The organism is Cryobacterium cryoconiti (assembly GCF_004403065.1).
Classification (GTDB): Bacteria; Actinomycetota; Actinomycetes; order Actinomycetales; family Microbacteriaceae; genus Cryobacterium; species Cryobacterium cryoconiti.
In genome coordinates, this window is sequence record NZ_SOHA01000039.1 from 117336 (window position 1) to 133039 (window position 15704).

A 15704-nucleotide genomic window follows, 5' to 3' on the forward strand; every position below is an offset into this window, starting at 1 on the left:
GCTGTGGCCTCTCCATCGGTCCGACGGCTCGGGACAGCTGAAAGTAGTCCTTCATGCGTGCTCGCTCCGTCCTCCTCTTCGTGGCTGCCCTGGCCGCCCTGGCGCTCACGGGCTGCGTCGACAACACCGTGCCGGTCGCCGGCGCCGCCGGAACCGCGCCCGCCCGCGTCGTCACCGAGGACACTGCCGCCGCCGCGTTGGTCCCGGAGGAGGTGCGTGCCTCCGGCATGCTGGTGATCGGAACGAGCCCCAACTACTCCCCCAATGAGTTCAAAGACGCCTCCGGCAACCCGATCGGCTGGGGCGTCGAATTGGGCACCGCGGTCGCCGCCAAGCTGGGTCTGACCCCCGACTACACGGTGGCGAACTTCGAGACCATCATCCCGAGCCTCATGGGCGGCAAGCTCGACGTGGGCAACTCGTCGTTCACCGACAACCTCAAGCGCGAGGAGCAGGTCGACTTCGTCAACTACTACAGCGCGGGCATCCAATGGGCCTCCGCCACCGGGTCGACCGTGGACCCCGACGACGCCTGCGGCCTGAAGGTCGCCGTGCAGTCCGCCAGCTACGAGGACACCGAAGAGATTCCCGCCAAGAACGCCGACTGTGTCGCGGCAGGCAAGCCCCCGATCGTCAAGCTCAAGTTCGAAACCCAGGACCTGGCCGCCAACGCCACGGTGCTCGGCCAGGCCGACGCCTTCAGCGCCGATTCACCGGTCACCCTCTACGCGATCCAGCGGACCGCCGGCAAGCTGCAGAAGGCCGGCAGCTCCTTCGACGAGACGTCGTACGGCATGGCCGTGGAGAAGGACTCCGGTATGGCTGAGGCCGTGCAGGCCGCTCTGCAGTCGATGGTCGCTGACGGTTCCTACGGTGAGATCCTTGCCGCCTGGGGGGTCGCCGACGGCGCGCTCACGACCATCACGATCAATGCGGCCGCCAACGGCTGATCCGCCGCGGGCCTGCCGCGTGAGATGCTGATCGGGTGCCTGATTCTGAACGGATGCCGCAGCTGGACCACGAGGAATTCGAACGTCTGGTCGTCGAGGAGCTGGATCTGCTGCCCAACGACATGATCGACGGCCTGGACAACGTGATCTTCGTGGTCGAGGACCGGCCCGAGGACGGCACCCTCGACACTCTCGGCCTCTACGACGGGGTGGCCCTGACCGAGCGCGGGCAGTACGGCTTCGGTGAGATGCCCGACCGGATCGTGCTCTACCGCGAACCTCTGCTGGAACTGTGCGCCGACCTCGACGAGCTGCGCGACCAGGTGCACATCACGCTCGTGCACGAGATCGCGCATTTCTACGGCATCGACGACGACAGGCTGCACGACCTCGGCTGGGGATGACGAACCACCGTTAGCCTTGCGTCATGAGTAGATCACGGCCTGCCCGCATCATCGGCGCCACGGTCGGCGCGCTCGTCATCCTGACCGTCGGAGTGTACGGCCCGGCCACTCTGCTCGGGCCGCTGCCGGAGGCCACGGCCACACTCGTCACCCCGGCGGCGGGCGAGGCGGTGCCGTTCCCGCCCGTGCTGCCGGCCACCGGCGGCAGCGCCGTCATCGGGCTGGCAGCGATGGCCCCCGACCCGGCGGCTCCCGACGTGACCGTGCTGGACGCCGCCGCCCTGGCGACCACCGAACCTCTCGCAGTGGCCGGCACGAGCGATCCGCTGCCGATGGCCGCCGCAACGAAGATCGTGACCGCCCTGGTCGTCCTCGACGCCAAGCCCCTGGCCCTCGGTGAGACCGGACCTGAGGTCGCGATCACGGCCGCCGACTACCAGGGTTACATCGACTACGGCAATTCCGGTGCCCGCGCCGTTGTCGTCTTCCCGGGTGAGCGGTGGACCCAGACGGAGCTGCTCCAGGCGATGGTCCTCGGCTCCAGCAACAACCACGCCGACACCCTGGCCCGGTGGGCCTTCGGCTCCCTCGATGCGTACACCGCCGCGGCCAACGCCTGGCTCGCCGAGCAGGGCCTATCCGCAACGAGCGTCGCCGACGCCACCGGCCTCAGCGACGACAGCGTGGGAACGGCGAGCGATCTCGCCCGGCTGGCCGGCCTGGCCGCCACCGACCCGGTGGTCGCCGGCATCCTCGCCCAGCCTGCCTCGGCCCTGGTGGGCCAGCGCGGCGTTGACAACACCACGGCGTTCCTGGCCGAGGAAGGCGTGACCGGCATCACCCGCAGCTACACGGACGGCGCCGGCGTCTGCTTCCTCTTCACCGCCCAGGTGCAGGGCCCCGCCTCGGTGTACACGTTCGCCGGGGCGCTGATCGGCGAACCTGACTACGACACCCTCACCGCCGACGTCACGGCCCTGATGGAGAGCGCCCGTGCCGGCGTGCGCGATCTGCCCACCCTCGCCCAGGGTGACGCCTACGTGGAGTTCAGCACCCCGTGGGGCGAGACGGCCTCCGGAACAGTGCGCACGGCGAAGACCACCTTCGGCTGGCAGGCCGAGGCCCCGACCGCCGCCGAGGTGACCCTGGAGACCTTCGCCACCGGCCGGGCCGGCAAGGACGTCGGCCGGGTCACGGTCGAGGCAGGCGGAGCCGAGGTGTCGTCGAAGCTCGTGCTCGACCAGACGATCAGCGCCCCCGGACTCGGCTGGCGTCTGCTGCACCCGGTTCCGATGATCTCCGCACTGATCGAGTCGACCAGATAGTCGACCCGTCAGCCGTCCGGTTCGGGCCGCTACTCGCCTTCGCGGGTAGGCAGGTACGGATCGCTCTCGCCGGCGTCGAACCGGTACCGCACATGCAGGCGGCCCTGCACGTCGCGCGTGTCGACCTCGTCGTACCAGAACAGAGTCTCGACGCCTTCGACGGCCGCCAGCATGCTGACCCGCGGGTCATGCTTGCCGTGGATCAGTACCCGGTTGTCGACCTGCCCGGCGAGGGGCCCGTCGATGAACTCCGCGGTGTAAAGAACGTTTTCAGCACCTTGATCAGCCATACGTTCAACCTAGCCCCTCGCACGGTCTGGCGGGCGACGGATGCCCGGAGTCCCCAGGAGCACGACCGTCGCCTGCTGCTCGGGCTGCTCCCGTGCGCGGTACGCCTCCCAATCGGCCTCCCACTCGTCCCAGTGCGAACGGAACAGCTCGCCGTCTCGGGCGAGGGCCCGCTGTTTGCGGATCCGGTCGTCGGCGCCCAGCCACACCCGGATGTCGCTCCGCGCCGTGTGCGCCGCAGCGAGGGTGCCGCAACCCTCCACGATCAGCGGACGGTCCGCGCGCACCGGATGCCACTCCGCCGGTTCGCCCCGCGACCAGTCGTAGCGCTGCCAGGCAGCCGGCAGACCGAGCGCCCGCGGCACGAGCACATGCTCGGCCAGGTGCACGGAGGCGGCGTCCAGCCCCTGCCAGCCGGGGTAGATGTCGTCCAGCCGCACCAGGGTGGGGCGGAACGCACCCGGCCAGGCGTCGACCAGCGCGTCGGCGAGGGTGCTCTTTCCGGCCCCGCTCGGCCCGTCGATGAGAACGACGGGCGTGGCGCCGACGGCGGCGAGATCCCGGATCACGGGGGCCAGCAGCATCCGTCGGTCGTGGAGCGGATCGGCGGAAGCCTGAGGCCTCTCAGGTGAGGACAAAATTCCAGCTTCCCGTTGCCACGGACACGCCCACCGAGAGCAGGGCCACGGCCAGCCCGATGCCGACCAGGGCCAGCTCCCGGCCTCGGAACGTGGACTCGCGGGCCCAGCTGCGCCGTCCCGGGGCGCCGAACCCGCGGGCTTCCATGGCGGTCGCCAGTTTGCTGCCGCGGCGGATCGACAGCACGAGCAGGGCGAACGCCTGACTGAGGAGCCGCCGCACGGCCCCGCCGTCCGCGATGCCTCGGGCCCGACGGGCCAGTTCCAGCGCGCGCCAGTCCTCGAGGAACAGCCCGACCAGGCGCAGCCCGGCCAGGCCTCCCAGCACGAATCGGGCCGGCAGCTTCACGACCTGGGCGAGGCCGTCGGCCAGATCGGTCGGGTCTACCGTCACGAACAGCACCACCGACGGCAGCCCGACGGCAAGGATGCGCAGGGTCGTCGCGATCGCGAGCTCCACCGACCCCTCGGTCACGTTCACAAACCCGAACGCCCAGTAGACGGTTCCGGCCGACTGCCCGTAGAGCAGGGTGGTGACGCCCGCGGTGGGCGCAGCGATCCAGACCGGCAGGGTGCGCAGCGCGAAGGATTTCAGTGACAGGCCCGCCCAGAAGAACAGCACGAGCTCGCAGGCCAGCGCGACGGCGGCGGACACCCAGTCGATGGTGAGGATGAGCACACCCGCCAGCAGCAGGGCTGCCGCCAGCTTCGCCACCGGGTTGATCCGGAAGATGGCCCGGTGCCCCTGGGCGGGCGCGAGCAGGCTCATCGCGGCACCGCGCCCGCGGTGACGGCCGGAGCGGCCGCTCGCCCGGCCAACCGGTACTCCCGGTGCGCCACGGTGGCCACGAAATCGACGTCGTGGGAGACCGCGACCAGGGCGGTGCCCTCCCGGAGGAGTTCGTCGAGCAGGGCCACGATCTCCCGCCAGGTGCGCAGGTCCTGCCCGAAGGTCGGTTCGTCGAGCACGAGCAGTTTCGGCTGTGTGGCCAGCACGGTGCCCACCGACAGGCGGCGTTTCTCACCGCCGGAGAGGGTGAACGGATTCGCGTCCGCCAGGTGATCCAGGCGCAGCCGTTGCAGAACCTGGTCGACCCGGGCGGTGATCGCCGCCTCCGGCTGTCTGAGGGCGCGCGGCCCCACGGAGAGCTCCGCCCTGACGGTGGCCGCCACGAACTGATGCTCGGGGTCCTGAAAGACAGTACCGATGCGGGTGAGCAGCTGGCGCGACTTCCAGCGGATGGGCTCGGGGCCGGCTCCGGCGGCGAACTCCGGGACGGCGAGCACCGCTCCCCCGGCCGGTTTCAGCAGGCCTGCGAGGGTGAGCGCGAGCGTGGACTTGCCGGCCCCATTCGGCCCGGTGAGGGCCAGCGCCGTCCCGGCCAGAACCTCCACCTCGATGTCCCGGGCGACGATCTCGGCCTTGGTTCGCGCGATGGCGAGTCCGGGAGTCCGCAGCAGCGTCGCCGTCCCGGCGGGAGCGTCCCGCCGGGCGGCGACCAGGCCGCTGCCCCGCCCGGGCACCCACACGCCCGCGGCCGCGAGCCGGTCCCCCTGGCTCGTCAGCACGTCGTCGGGACACCCGTCGGCCAGAACCCCTCCGGCCGCATCGAGCACGATCACCCGGTTGACGAGGTTCTGCCAGATCGCGACCCGGTGCTCGATCACGATGAAGGTCGCCTCGGAGCGCTCGAGCACCCGGGCCACGGATTCCCGCACCTCGAGAACCCCCTCTGGGTCGAGGTTCGCGGTCGGCTCGTCGAGCAGCAGCAGCCCCGGCCGCATGGCCAGCACGCCGGCCAGGGCCAGCCGCTGCTTCTGCCCGCCCGACAACGCCGAGGTCGGATGATCCAGCGGCACGTTCAGGCCCACCATCGTGAGGGCATCCGTCACCCGGCGCCAGATCTCGTCGCGGGGCACGCCGAGGTTCTCACAGCCGAACGCGACGTCGTCGCCGACGCGCGCCAGGATCACCTGGGAGTCCGGATCCTGCAGCAGCAGGCCGGACTGGCCGCGCGCGCCGCTCGGCTCGGCGCCGTTCACAAGCAGCTGACCGCGCCGCTCACCCTCCTCCTCCCCGCCGAGCACGCCCGCAAGGGCGTGCAGCAGGGTGGATTTGCCGGCCCCGGAAGCACCCAGCAGCAGCACACGCTCGCCCGGCTCGATCCGGAGATCGACGCCGTCGACCGCCCAGGCCCGCCGCCCGGCATGCCGCCAGCCCCAGCCGCGGGCCACGACGGACGCGCCCGAGACGGATGCCGCGGCTTTCGGTGTCATGGAAGACCCCTCATACCCGGGTGCGGCTGGAGCGCCCGGCGGCGAAGCGCGACAACGCCCCGGTGCGGGCGAGGCCGCGCATGAAGAGCCAGGACAGCAACCCGGCCACGACGATGCCGGAGACGATCGAGGAGGCGGTGTAGATGGTGATGAAGGGAGCGGCCGAGCCGGGGTACCAGAGCAGCAGGTCGTTGACCGCGAGGGCGAGCCCGGCTCCCGCTCCGGCCAGCAGTGCGACGTAGAGGCGGTAGTTGGCGTAGAAGAACAGCGCGAAGACCAGCTCGGCACCGAGACCCTGCACCAGGCCGGACACCAGGATGGTGGCTCCCCAGGCGGTGCCGCCGACCAGGGTCGACACGACCGCTGCGAGCAGTTCGGTGTAGATCGCGGCGCCGGGTTTGCGGATGATGAGGCCGCCGAGGACCCCGGCGAACAGCCATCCGCCGCCCAGCAGAGCCTGCAGGCCCGGCAGCAACGGGGTCAGCAGTCCGCTGAGCGGGTTGTACGCCTGATTCCAGACGATGAAGATCAGCCCGCTGGCCACACCGATGACGCTGGCGATGACGATGTCGACGACACGCCAGCGGTACGAGCGTGGCTGCCGGGACGTGGAGGGGGTGAGAAGGGTGGATGTAGCGTGCACTGGTCGTGCCCTTTCCGTAGATGGTTCCAGGGCACGGGAACGAGAAAATCTGCCTCCCTGCGCTGGCATGATCCAGATCAGGTTCGACGGTCGAAGCTTCCGAAGCTTCCTCTCAGCCCGGTTGACCGGACTCCCGTGTTCGTTTCGAGTATAGACCGCGGCCTAGACTCACGGGATGGGATCCAGGGCGTACCGGTGCAGCCAGGCCGAGTGCCGATGACGTTCGTCGTTCCTCTGCTCCTCGCCGCGCTGCTGCTCTTCCTGCTGCGTGTGCTCATCCGGCGCCGGCGACGCATGCTGCGCGGCCTGCCCGTGCGCGGTCCCTGGCACTTTCCCGCACGCTGGCGCGGCTGGCCCGGCCGGTGGTGGCACCGCCGGCGTGGGCGGCGACGCTAGCCCGAACGCGGTACGCTCGAAGCGGTGAGTCGGGAAGTCTGGTCGACAGTATTGTTCGTGTGCCATAAAACCCGATTGCCTGAGGCTCGTCTATGACGACACCACCACCATCCCTGCCTGCCGCCCCGAAGCAGAACGTCTTCCGCCGCGGCAGCTACCGCGAGTACCTGCATGTCGCGACCATCCTGCGCAAGGAGACCGTCGGCGGCGCACTTCTGCTCGTGGCGACCGTTCTGGCGCTGATCCTGGCCAACACAGGTGCTTCCGACTTCTACTATTCGGTGCGGGACTTCCAGGTCGGCTATGAGCCGTGGCACCTGAACCTGAGCCTCGGAGCGTGGGCGGCCGATGGACTCCTGGCGATCTTCTTCTTCATCGCAGGCCTCGAACTCAAGCGTGAGTTCGTCGCCGGCGATCTGCGCAGTTTCAGCCGCGCCGTCGTACCGGTCGCCGCGGCCGTCGGCGGCGTCGTCGTGCCGGCGCTGATCTTCGCCGCCATCGCGTTCAGCTCAGGGCCGGAGATGTTGCGCGGCTGGGCCATTCCCACCGCCACCGATATCGCTTTCGCCGTGGCCGTGCTGGCCGTGATCGGCTCCCGCCTCCCCAGTGCGCTGCGGATCTTCCTCCTGACCCTGGCCGTGGTCGACGACCTGCTCGCCATCGCCATCATCGCGTTCTTCTACTCGGGAGACCTCCAACCGATCCTGCTGCTGCTCGCAATCGTGCCGCTCGGCCTGTTCGCGTTCCTGGCCCACAAGTACTCCTACCTGCTCGGCACCACGAGATGGGCCGCGGGCGCCATCCTCTTGCCGCTCGGCTTCGTGACCTGGGCTCTCGTACACGGTTCCGGCATCCACGCCACTGTTGCCGGTGTGCTGCTCGGCTTCGCCGTGCCGGTGCTGCGCAGTCGCCGCGGCGGCGGGCCGGAGGCCGGCCCGGGTCTGGCCGAGATTCTCGAGCACCGCATCCGCCCACTGTCGGCCGGGTTCGCCGTGCCGGTGTTCGCGTTCTTCTCCGCCGGAGTCACGATCGGCGGAGTGGACGGCCTGGCGACGGCGCTGACCGACCCGGTCGCGATCGGAATCGTCGTGGCCCTGGTCGTCGGCAAGCCGGTCGGTATCCTGCTGGCGACCGTGCTGGTCACCAAGACCACCCGGGGGGCGCTGGACCCGGATCTGGCCTGGGTGGACGTGATCGGGGTCGCCATGCTCGCCGGGGTCGGTTTCACGGTGTCCCTGCTGATCAGCGAACTGGCCTTCGGCCAGGGCAGCCCGCACGACGACCACGCCAAGGTGGCCATCCTGACCGGTTCGCTGCTGGCCGCCCTGCTGGCGACGGTGGTACTGCGGAGCCGCGACCGGCACTACGGGCGCATCGCCGACAAGGAAGCGCTCGACGCCGACAACGACGGCATTCCCGACGTGTTCCAGGCCGAGCCTGCTCGCGCCGGGCGCGGCACCGGGCACTGACCGCGCCGAAGCACAGTCGGCCGCCCGGCCGCCTCAACCGTGGAGGCTGGGCGGCCGGGCGGCCGGTGCTTTTCGCTGCTAGCGCTTCAGGGCGCGGATGATGCGCGCGATTGTCTTGCCGGCAACCCAGACGAACGGGATGCCCACGGCGAGCAGCGAGATGACGTTGGGTTCGAAACGCGCGGTCGCGCCGGACTTCACGTAGGCGCCGATCGGCAGGGACGCACCGCCACCGCCGCCGCCGGAACCGCTGCCGGTGGCCGCGGAGTCACCCTCGCCGCCGCCGAAGCCGTAGTAGACGAGGGCGACGGGAATCAGGGTCACGCCGTCCACCTGGACGGGATCGCCGTACGCCGACCGGACGCCGGCGGAACGGGAGATGTCTGCGAGTCGTTCTGGAAGGCTAGTCATGCTTTCAGGCTACCCCCTGTCGGGTTTGGGCTGGTCAGAGGGGCCGGCCGCGGGCTCGCGGGTGCCGGGCTCGCGGGTTCCGGGCTCTCGGGTGCCGGGCTCGCGGGCGCTCGGCTCGAGCAGCGATGCCGGTCGCACCGTGCCCCGCCCGAACCGGGCCGTCAGCGAGTCCACCGCCCGTTCCGCGCCGCGCCAGTCGTCGTCGGGGTCCCACAGGGCCACCCCGGCGCCGTCGCCGTCGCTGAGCTGTTCGACGCGCACACCGATCAGGCGCACCCGGATTCCCCGGGCCGCGAGCACCCCGAAACTGGCGGCCGCCTCCTCGTAGATGCGGCGGCCCACATCGGTCGGCTCGGCGAGTGTGCGCGAGCGTGTGACGGTACTGAAGTCCGCGTAACGCAGCTTGAGCACCACGCAGCGGCCGACGAGGCCGGCGCGGCGCAGCCGGGCCGCCACGGCGTCGGACTGCCGCAGCAGTTCGCTGCGGAGCCGGGCGACATCCGTCACGTCGTGTTCGAAGGTGACCTCGTGACCGACGCTCTTCTCCTCGTGTTCCACCGTGACGGCCCGCGGATCTCTCCCCCAGGCCAGATCATGCAGCTTGCGCCCCGAGGCCTCACCCACGCTTTTCTGCAGTGCAGCCAGCGGGATGGCGGCCAGGTCACCGATGGTGCGCAGTCCCTGCCCGATCAGGGTCTGCTCGGTCGTGGCGCCGACCCCCCAGAGAGCGGCGACGGGCAGCGGATGCAGGAACGCGAGGGTGTCGTCGGCCGGCACCACAAGCAGGCCGTTGGGTTTCGCCCGGCCCGAGGCCATCTTGGCGACGAACTTCGTGCTGGCCGCGCCGACCGAGCAGGTCAGCCCGGTCTCGGCCACGACCCGGGCCCGGATCTGCGCCCCGATCTCGGCCGGAGAGCCGTGCAGGCGGCGCGCCCCTGCCACGTCCAGGAAGGCCTCGTCGATGCCGAGCTGCTCGACCAGGGGGGTGAAGTCGCCGAAGATGCGCATCACCCGGGCGGAGTAGTCCTTGTACCGGCTCATGTGCGGTTCGAGCACCACCGCCGAGGGGCAGCGCCGCAGGGCGATGGCCATGGGCATGGCCGAATTGACGCCGTAGCGCCGGGCGACGTAGTTCGCCGCCGTGACCACCGAGCGGCCGGAGCGGTGCCCCACGATCACGGGACGGTCGACCAACTCGGGGTGGTCGAGCAGTTCCACCGACGCGAAGAACGCGTCCAGGTCGATGTGAAGCAGGGTCGCCGTGCTGTCGTCGACCGCGTCGGTCGAGACCGTGCGATCACTGCCGTCCTGCCTGCCCATGGAGAGACCCTAACCCGGACCGGTGACAGGGCGCGACAGCCGGTGGCGCCCTGCTCGCGTTTGCGCTATCGGAGAACGACGCCTCCGCCGCAGCCGGAATGCGAGGCGGCGGACGCCGGTTGTACCGTTTGAAGAGTGTCACCGTTTCACCCAGAGCCACCGCACCACACAGGGAGTCCCATACATGCACGACTGGATCGCACTCCAGAAACTGGCCGCCGACGAGTTCGCCGCCCGCCTGCACCTGATCACCGATTGGAACGCCTCCACCCCCGACACCGAGTGGACCGTGACCGACCTCGTGCGGCACGTGGTGCTCGAGCAACAGTGGGTCGCTCCGCTACTGGGCGGCCTGTCCGTGCTCGACGCCCGGCGCTCCCTCGCCCCGCTGGGCCCGGACCTGACGACGGAGTGGGCCACCCATTCGGCACGGGCAGCCGAAGCCTGGGCGGCGACACCGGCGGACGCCCCGGTGACCCTGTCGTATGACACCGTGACAGCAGCCGACTATCTGCGCGAGCAGGTCTCCGACGTCACGATCCATTCCTGGGACCTGGCCCGGGCCACGGATGCCGACGAGACGTTGGACGCCGACCTGGTCGCCGGGGTGTGGACGGTGTTCGAGGCGCAACGGGACACCCTCGAGGCCAGCGGCCTCTTCGCCTCGGCGGTGCCGGCCGATGAGAACGCACCCCTGCAGCACCGGCTGCTTGCCCTGACCGGCCGAGACCCGCGCCGGCCGTAGGCGGCGGCAGGGCTACCGGGTCACCTTCTCGGCCCCGGCGAGACCCGGTGGTCGAGCGTGTCGAGACCCGGTGGTCGAGCTCGTCGAGACCCGGTGGTCGAGCTTGTCGAGACCCGGTGCCGGCCTCGGTAGGGGTGCCACCGGCATCCGTCGTCGCCGACCGCGGTAACCTCGGAGATTTTCGCGACACGCCGATCACCCGGCCAGCAGAACCGGCGATTCCCGAAAATCTCCGCAGTTGCGTGACGACGGATCCACCGGGTTTCGACAGGCTCAACCACCGGGTTTCGACAGGCTCAACCACCGGATTTCGACAGGCTCAACCACCGGGTTTCGACGAGCTCAACCACCGGGGTTAGGCGATCGACGTTCCGAAGACGAGTCCGAGGAGGTAGGTGACCCCGGCGGCGCCGAACCCGATGATGAGCTGACGGATGGCCCGGCGCCAGGGCGGCCCACCGGACAGGAGCCCGACGGTGGCACCGGTGGCCAACAGCGCGAGCCCCACGAGTACAGCGGCGATGATCACCGCGGTGATCCCCTCGAAGCCGAACAGGTACGGCAGCACGGGCAGGATCGCCCCGGAGGCGAAGAAGCAGAAGCTCGACGTGGCTGCGCCGATGCCGGTGCCGATGGCTTCATGCTCGTCCACCGCCGGGGCCAGGCCGCCGGTCGTCTTGACCTCGACCGGGCCGGTGGCGATGGCCACCGTGCGCAGCACCTCACGCGCATGGATCTCTGCCTTCTCCGGAGACATCCCCTGCGCTCGATAGACCAGGGTCAGCTCGTTCGCGGCCAGATCGAGGTGGGACAGGACGCTCCGGGACGCCGGGTTCGGCGTGGACGCCTCGAGGAGTTCCCGCTGCGACCGCACCGACACGTACTCGCCTGCACCCATCGAGAGAGCCCCCGCCAGGAGGCCGGCGATACCGGTGAAGAGGATGGTCGCGGCGGGCACTCCGGTGGCGCCGATGCCCAGCACCAGAGCCAGGTTGCTGACGAGACCGTCGTTGATCCCGAACACGGCGGCCCGGAAGGTTCCCGCCAGACGCTGACGACCGCGGGCGGCCAGCCCGCGCACGACCTCCTCGTGGATGCGCTCGTCGGCCGCCATGGTCTCGGTGGCGTCCGCGTCTGCGTCGTACGGTGAGCGGGCCTCGGCACGCTGGGCGAGGGCGAGCACGAACACCGAGCCGAAGCGTCGGGCCAGCAGTCCCAGGAACCGGGTGCGCAGGGCTCCGCGACGGGGCGGCCCGACCTGGTCGCCCAGCAGGCGCCGCCAGTGCGCCTCGTGGCGGCCCTCGGCATCGGCGAGGGCGAGCAAGATCTCGCGTTCCTCCCCGGAGCGGCGCCCGGCCAGGTCACGGTAGACGGTCGCCTCGGCCCGTTCATCGGCGAGATACCGTCGCCAGCGACGAATCTCCTGGGAAGACGCCGGACGTTCCTGCTCCACGACGCTCATGCCTCGGGGGCGGCTTCGAGCGAGCTCTGAGCGACCCGGGCCGACGCGTGCGGGCCCGATCCGTCGAGGCCGAAGAAGGGTTCGTCGAACTGCACGACCCACACGGCCTCACGCCCGGACACGGGGGCGTAGAGTGCCGCCCCGTCGAGTTCGCCGGCCGCCACGATCACGCCGCTCGGGTCCTCCGCGGTGGCGTCCGGATAGCGCACGCGGTCCAGGCGCACGACAACCTGCGCACCGACGCCGAGCGCGCCGGCCCCGGAAGCGGTGCGCCCGGTGGCGGGCCCGCGCCTGTTCCGCAGGCCCATTACTCGGCCGTTCCGGCCCGCTCCAGCACGAGCTCGCGCACACGGGCGGCATCCGCCTGTCCCCGCATGGCCTTCATCACGGCGCCGATCACGGCCCCAGCCGCCTGCACCTTGCCATCACGGATTTTCGCGAGGACGTCCGGCTGGGCAGCGAGAGCCTCGTCGATCGCGACGATGAGCGCACCGTCGTCGGAGACGACCGCCAGACCCCGGGATTCGACGACCTCGAGCGGAGTTCCCTCGCCGGCGATGACACCCTCGAGCACCTGCCGGGCCAGTCGGTCGGTCAGGGTGCCGGCCACGACCAGCTCGATCAGGGCCGCGACCTGCACCGGCTGCACGAGCGAGTCGGCTGAGACACCGGAGACGTTCGCGAGGCGGGCGACCTCGCCGGTCCACCACTTGCGGGCGGCCTGGGCTGCGGCACCGGCCGCGATGGTGGCTTCCACGGCGTCGAGGAGGTCGGAGTTGACGACATCCTGGAATTCGAGGTCGGCGAAGCCCCAGTCGGCCTGGAGCCGCTTGCGGCGGGCGGCCGGAGGCTCGGGCAGGGTGGCACGGAGTTCTTCCACCCACTCCCGCGACGGGGCCACGGGGACGAGGTCGGGCTCCGGGAAGTACCGGTAGTCGTCGGCGTCGGACTTGGGCCGGCCGGCCGAGGTGATGCCGGTGTCTTCATGCCAGTGCCGGGTCTCCTGGGTGATGGTCCCGCCCGCGTGCAGGAGCGCCGCCTGGCGCTGGATCTCGTAGCGCACGGCCCGTTCGACCGACCGCAGCGAGTTCACGTTCTTGGTCTCGGTGCGCGTGCCGAGCACGTTCGAGCCGCGCGGGCGAAGGGACACGTTCGCGTCGCAGCGCACGTTGCCCTCTTCCATCCGGGCGTTGGAGACGCCGAGCGCCTTGACGATCTCGCGGATGGCGGCGACGTAGGTGCGGCCGATCTCGGGCGAGTCGGCCTCACCGCCCTCGATCATCTGGGTGACGATCTCGACCAACGGCACGCCGCCACGGTTGTAGTCGACCAGCGAGTAGTCGGCGCCCTGGATGCGGCCGGTCGCCCCACCCACGTGGGTGAGCTTGCCGGCGTCGTCCTCCATGTGGGCGCGCTCGATGTCGACCGTGACCTGGCGTCCGCTCTCCAGTTCGATCGTGAGCTGACCGTTGAACGCGATCGGCTCGTCGTACTGCGAGGTCTGGAAGTTCTTCGCCGTGTCCGGGTAGAAGTAGTTCTTGCGCGCGAACCGCGAGTACTCCGCGATCTCGCAGCCGAGGGCGAGCCCCAGCCGGATACTGGACTCGATGGCCTGCGCGTTCACCTGCGGCAGCCCGCCGGGCAGGCCCAGGCAGGTCGGGCAGGTGTTCGTGTTGGCACCCTGGCCGAATTCGTTGGCACAGCCGCAGAACATCTTGGTCTTGGTGTTGAGCTCGACGTGCACCTCGAAGCCGAGCACCGGCTCGAACAGCTCCAGGGCCTTGTCGTAATCCATCAGTTCGGCCTTCTTCATCAGATGGCTCCCTCTGTGCTTGTGAACGCGGCGCGTGTGATCTTTTCTGTCGACGCCAGGTCCGGCGCCTGGCTGAGGAGCGTGTGCCCCCAGGATGCCTCGAGCAGCGCCTCGACGGCCGCTCCGAAGCTGTAGAGACGGGCATCCATTTTCGCGGGCGCCATGATCTGCAGGCCCACCGGCAGTCCGTCTTCGGGTGCGAGACCCATCGGCAGGCTCATTCCGGGCACGCCGGCCAGGTTGGCCGGGATCGTGGTGACGTCGTTGAGGTACATGGCCATCGGATCGGCCATCTTCTCGCCGAACTTGAACGCGGTGGTCGGTGCACTGGGCGACACCAGCACGTCGACCTTCGCGAAGGCCGCGTCGAAGTCCCGCTGGATCAGGGTGCGCACCTTCTGCGCGCTGCCGTAGTACGCGTCGTAGTAGCCGGCGCTGAGGGCGTAGGTGCCGAGGATGATGCGGCGCTTGACCTCGGGGCCGAAGCCCGCGTCGCGCGTGGCCGCCATGACCCGCTCGCTGGTCAGGGGGCCGTCTTCCGGGTTGACCCGGATGCCGAAGCGAACCGAGTCGAAGCGCGCCAGGTTGCTCGACGCCTCAGCCGGGAGAATCAGGTAGTAGGCGGCGATCGCGTACTCGAAGTTCGGGGCGCTGACCTCGACGATCTCGGCGCCGGCCGCTGAGAGCAGCGCGAGGGTTTCGGTGAAGCGCTGCGAGACGCCGGCCTGGAATCCATCGCCGTTCAACTCCTTGATCACACCGACCCGCACCCCCTTGAGGGCGCCGTCGGCGAGGCCGGAGCGGGCCGCGGCGGCCATCGACGGCCAGGAATCCGTGAGCGACGTGGAGTCGAGCGGGTCGTGCCCGCCGATCACGTCGTGCAGCAGTGCGGCGTCGAGCACCGTGCGAGTGACCGGGCCGACCTGGTCCAGAGAGGATGCGAGAGCGATCGAGCCATAGCGGGACACGCCGCCGTACGTCGGCTTGACGCCGACCGACCCGGTGACGGCGGCCGGCTGGCGGATCGAGCCGCCGGTGTCACTGCCGAGCGCGAGCGGCGCCTCGAAGGAGCTGACCGCTGCCGCGGAGCCACCGCCGGAGCCGCCGGGAATCCGGTCGAAATCCCACGGGTTGTGCGTCGGGCCGTAGGCGGAGAACTCGGTCGACGAACCCATCGCGAATTCGTCCATGTTGGTCTTGCCGAGAGGGATCAGTCCGGCGTCCCGCACGCGCTTGACCACGGTGGCGTCGTAGGGCGGAATCCAGCCCTCGAGAATCCTGGAACCGGCGGTCGAGGGCATGTCGATGGTGGCGAGCACGTCCTTGATGGCGATGGGCACCCCGGCAAGCGGTCCGAGCACCTCACCGGCGGCCCGGCGGGCGTCGACGCGGGCGGCGGCGGCAAGCGCGGCCTCGCCGGACACGTGCAGGAAAGCGTGCACGCCGGTGTCGATGGCCTCGATGCGATCCAGGTGAGCCTGGGTCACCTCGACGGAACTGACGGACCGATCGGACAGAAGCTCGGAGAGAGCGGAGGCGGACAGCTTGATCACGTTGGTCATG

The 15704-nt window shown here is 70.2% G+C and carries 17 protein-coding genes and 1 riboswitch; of the genes, 6 read left to right on the forward strand and 11 right to left on the reverse strand.

Annotated elements, in window-relative coordinates; all coding sequences use genetic code 11:
* Positions 1-53: 53 nt before the first annotated feature.
* The 3 genes from E3T49_RS13445 to E3T49_RS13455 are packed head-to-tail and all read left to right on the forward strand — an operon-like array spanning position 54 to position 2679.
* A complete protein-coding gene (locus E3T49_RS13445; protein ID WP_134425408.1) occupies positions 54-950 on the forward strand; it encodes an ABC transporter substrate-binding protein in 897 nt (298 codons plus the stop codon).
* A gap of 53 nt (positions 951-1003) precedes the next feature.
* A complete protein-coding gene (locus tag E3T49_RS13450; RefSeq protein ID WP_134425485.1) occupies positions 1004-1354 on the forward strand; it encodes a metallopeptidase family protein in 351 nt (116 codons plus the stop codon).
* A 23-nt stretch (positions 1355-1377) separates the two neighbouring features.
* Entirely contained in the window at positions 1378-2679 is a 1302-nt protein-coding gene (locus tag E3T49_RS13455; protein ID WP_134425409.1) for a D-alanyl-D-alanine carboxypeptidase family protein, read from the forward strand.
* A 29-nt stretch (positions 2680-2708) separates the two neighbouring features.
* Here E3T49_RS13455 and E3T49_RS13460 read toward each other — a convergent pair whose 3' ends face one another.
* The 5 genes from E3T49_RS13460 to E3T49_RS13480 are packed head-to-tail and all read right to left on the reverse strand — an operon-like array spanning position 2709 to position 6525.
* Positions 2709-2969 (reverse strand): hypothetical protein, encoded by a 261-nt coding sequence (locus E3T49_RS13460; protein ID WP_134425410.1) that lies wholly within the window; start codon positions 2967-2969, stop codon positions 2709-2711.
* Positions 2970-2978: 9 nt separating this feature from the next.
* Entirely contained in the window at positions 2979-3551 is a 573-nt protein-coding gene (locus tag E3T49_RS13465; protein WP_134425411.1) for a nucleoside/nucleotide kinase family protein, read from the reverse strand.
* Positions 3552-3591: 40 nt separating this feature from the next.
* Positions 3592-4374, reverse strand: a complete 783-nt coding sequence (locus E3T49_RS13470) for an energy-coupling factor transporter transmembrane component T family protein (RefSeq protein WP_134425412.1) — start codon at positions 4372-4374, stop codon at positions 3592-3594.
* Positions 4371-5882, reverse strand: coding sequence for an ABC transporter ATP-binding protein (locus E3T49_RS13475; protein WP_134425413.1), 1512 nt, complete (start codon positions 5880-5882; stop codon positions 4371-4373). The genes E3T49_RS13470 and E3T49_RS13475 overlap by 4 nt, the downstream gene beginning before the upstream one ends.
* 10 nt (positions 5883-5892) lie before the next feature.
* On the reverse strand, positions 5893-6525 hold the full coding sequence (locus tag E3T49_RS13480; RefSeq protein ID WP_134425414.1) for an ECF transporter S component: 633 nt from the start codon (positions 6523-6525) through the stop codon (positions 5893-5895).
* Between the two features lie 37 nt (positions 6526-6562).
* A riboswitch (TPP riboswitch) is annotated at positions 6563-6672 on the reverse strand.
* A gap of 69 nt (positions 6673-6741) precedes the next feature.
* Here E3T49_RS13480 and E3T49_RS13485 point away from each other — a divergent pair.
* Both E3T49_RS13485 and nhaA read left to right on the forward strand, forming a co-directional pair.
* A complete protein-coding gene (locus tag E3T49_RS13485; RefSeq protein ID WP_134425415.1) occupies positions 6742-6921 on the forward strand; it encodes a hypothetical protein in 180 nt (59 codons plus the stop codon).
* Positions 6922-7013: 92 nt separating this feature from the next.
* Positions 7014-8390 (forward strand): Na+/H+ antiporter NhaA, encoded by a 1377-nt coding sequence (gene nhaA, locus E3T49_RS13490; protein ID WP_134425416.1) that lies wholly within the window; start codon positions 7014-7016, stop codon positions 8388-8390.
* Positions 8391-8468: 78 nt separating this feature from the next.
* Here the strand turns inward: nhaA and E3T49_RS13495 are convergent, their stop codons facing one another.
* Together E3T49_RS13495 and E3T49_RS13500 are read right to left on the reverse strand one after the other, a co-directional pair.
* Positions 8469-8801 (reverse strand): hypothetical protein, encoded by a 333-nt coding sequence (locus E3T49_RS13495; protein WP_134425417.1) that lies wholly within the window; start codon positions 8799-8801, stop codon positions 8469-8471.
* 9 nt (positions 8802-8810) lie between these two features.
* Positions 8811-10121 carry a DNA polymerase IV gene (locus E3T49_RS13500; RefSeq protein ID WP_134425418.1) on the reverse strand — a complete coding sequence of 437 codons (1311 nt, stop codon included), beginning with the start codon at positions 10119-10121 and terminating at the stop codon, positions 8811-8813.
* Positions 10122-10305: 184 nt separating this feature from the next.
* On the opposite strand from E3T49_RS13500, the gene E3T49_RS13505 reads away from it, so the two are divergent.
* A complete protein-coding gene (locus E3T49_RS13505) occupies positions 10306-10866 on the forward strand; it encodes a TIGR03086 family metal-binding protein (protein WP_134425419.1) in 561 nt (186 codons plus the stop codon).
* 355 nt (positions 10867-11221) lie between these two features.
* Here E3T49_RS13505 and E3T49_RS13510 read toward each other — a convergent pair whose 3' ends face one another.
* From E3T49_RS13510 to gatA, 4 genes are read right to left on the reverse strand one after another with little or no spacing between them, the layout of a single operon-like run.
* The gene (locus E3T49_RS13510; protein ID WP_134425420.1) at positions 11222-12328 is read right to left on the reverse strand and encodes a VIT1/CCC1 transporter family protein; all 1107 of its coding nucleotides are present in this window, start codon (positions 12326-12328) and stop codon (positions 11222-11224) included.
* Positions 12325-12636, reverse strand: coding sequence for a hypothetical protein (locus tag E3T49_RS13515; RefSeq protein WP_134425421.1), 312 nt, complete (start codon positions 12634-12636; stop codon positions 12325-12327). The genes E3T49_RS13510 and E3T49_RS13515 overlap by 4 nt, the downstream gene beginning before the upstream one ends.
* On the reverse strand, positions 12636-14141 hold the full coding sequence (gene gatB, locus E3T49_RS13520) for an Asp-tRNA(Asn)/Glu-tRNA(Gln) amidotransferase subunit GatB (RefSeq protein WP_134425422.1): 1506 nt from the start codon (positions 14139-14141) through the stop codon (positions 12636-12638). The genes E3T49_RS13515 and gatB overlap by 1 nt, the downstream gene beginning before the upstream one ends.
* Positions 14141-15703, reverse strand: coding sequence for an Asp-tRNA(Asn)/Glu-tRNA(Gln) amidotransferase subunit GatA (gene gatA, locus E3T49_RS13525; RefSeq protein ID WP_134425423.1), 1563 nt, complete (start codon positions 15701-15703; stop codon positions 14141-14143). The genes gatB and gatA overlap by 1 nt, the downstream gene beginning before the upstream one ends.
* Between the last annotated feature and the right edge of the window lies 1 nt (position 15704).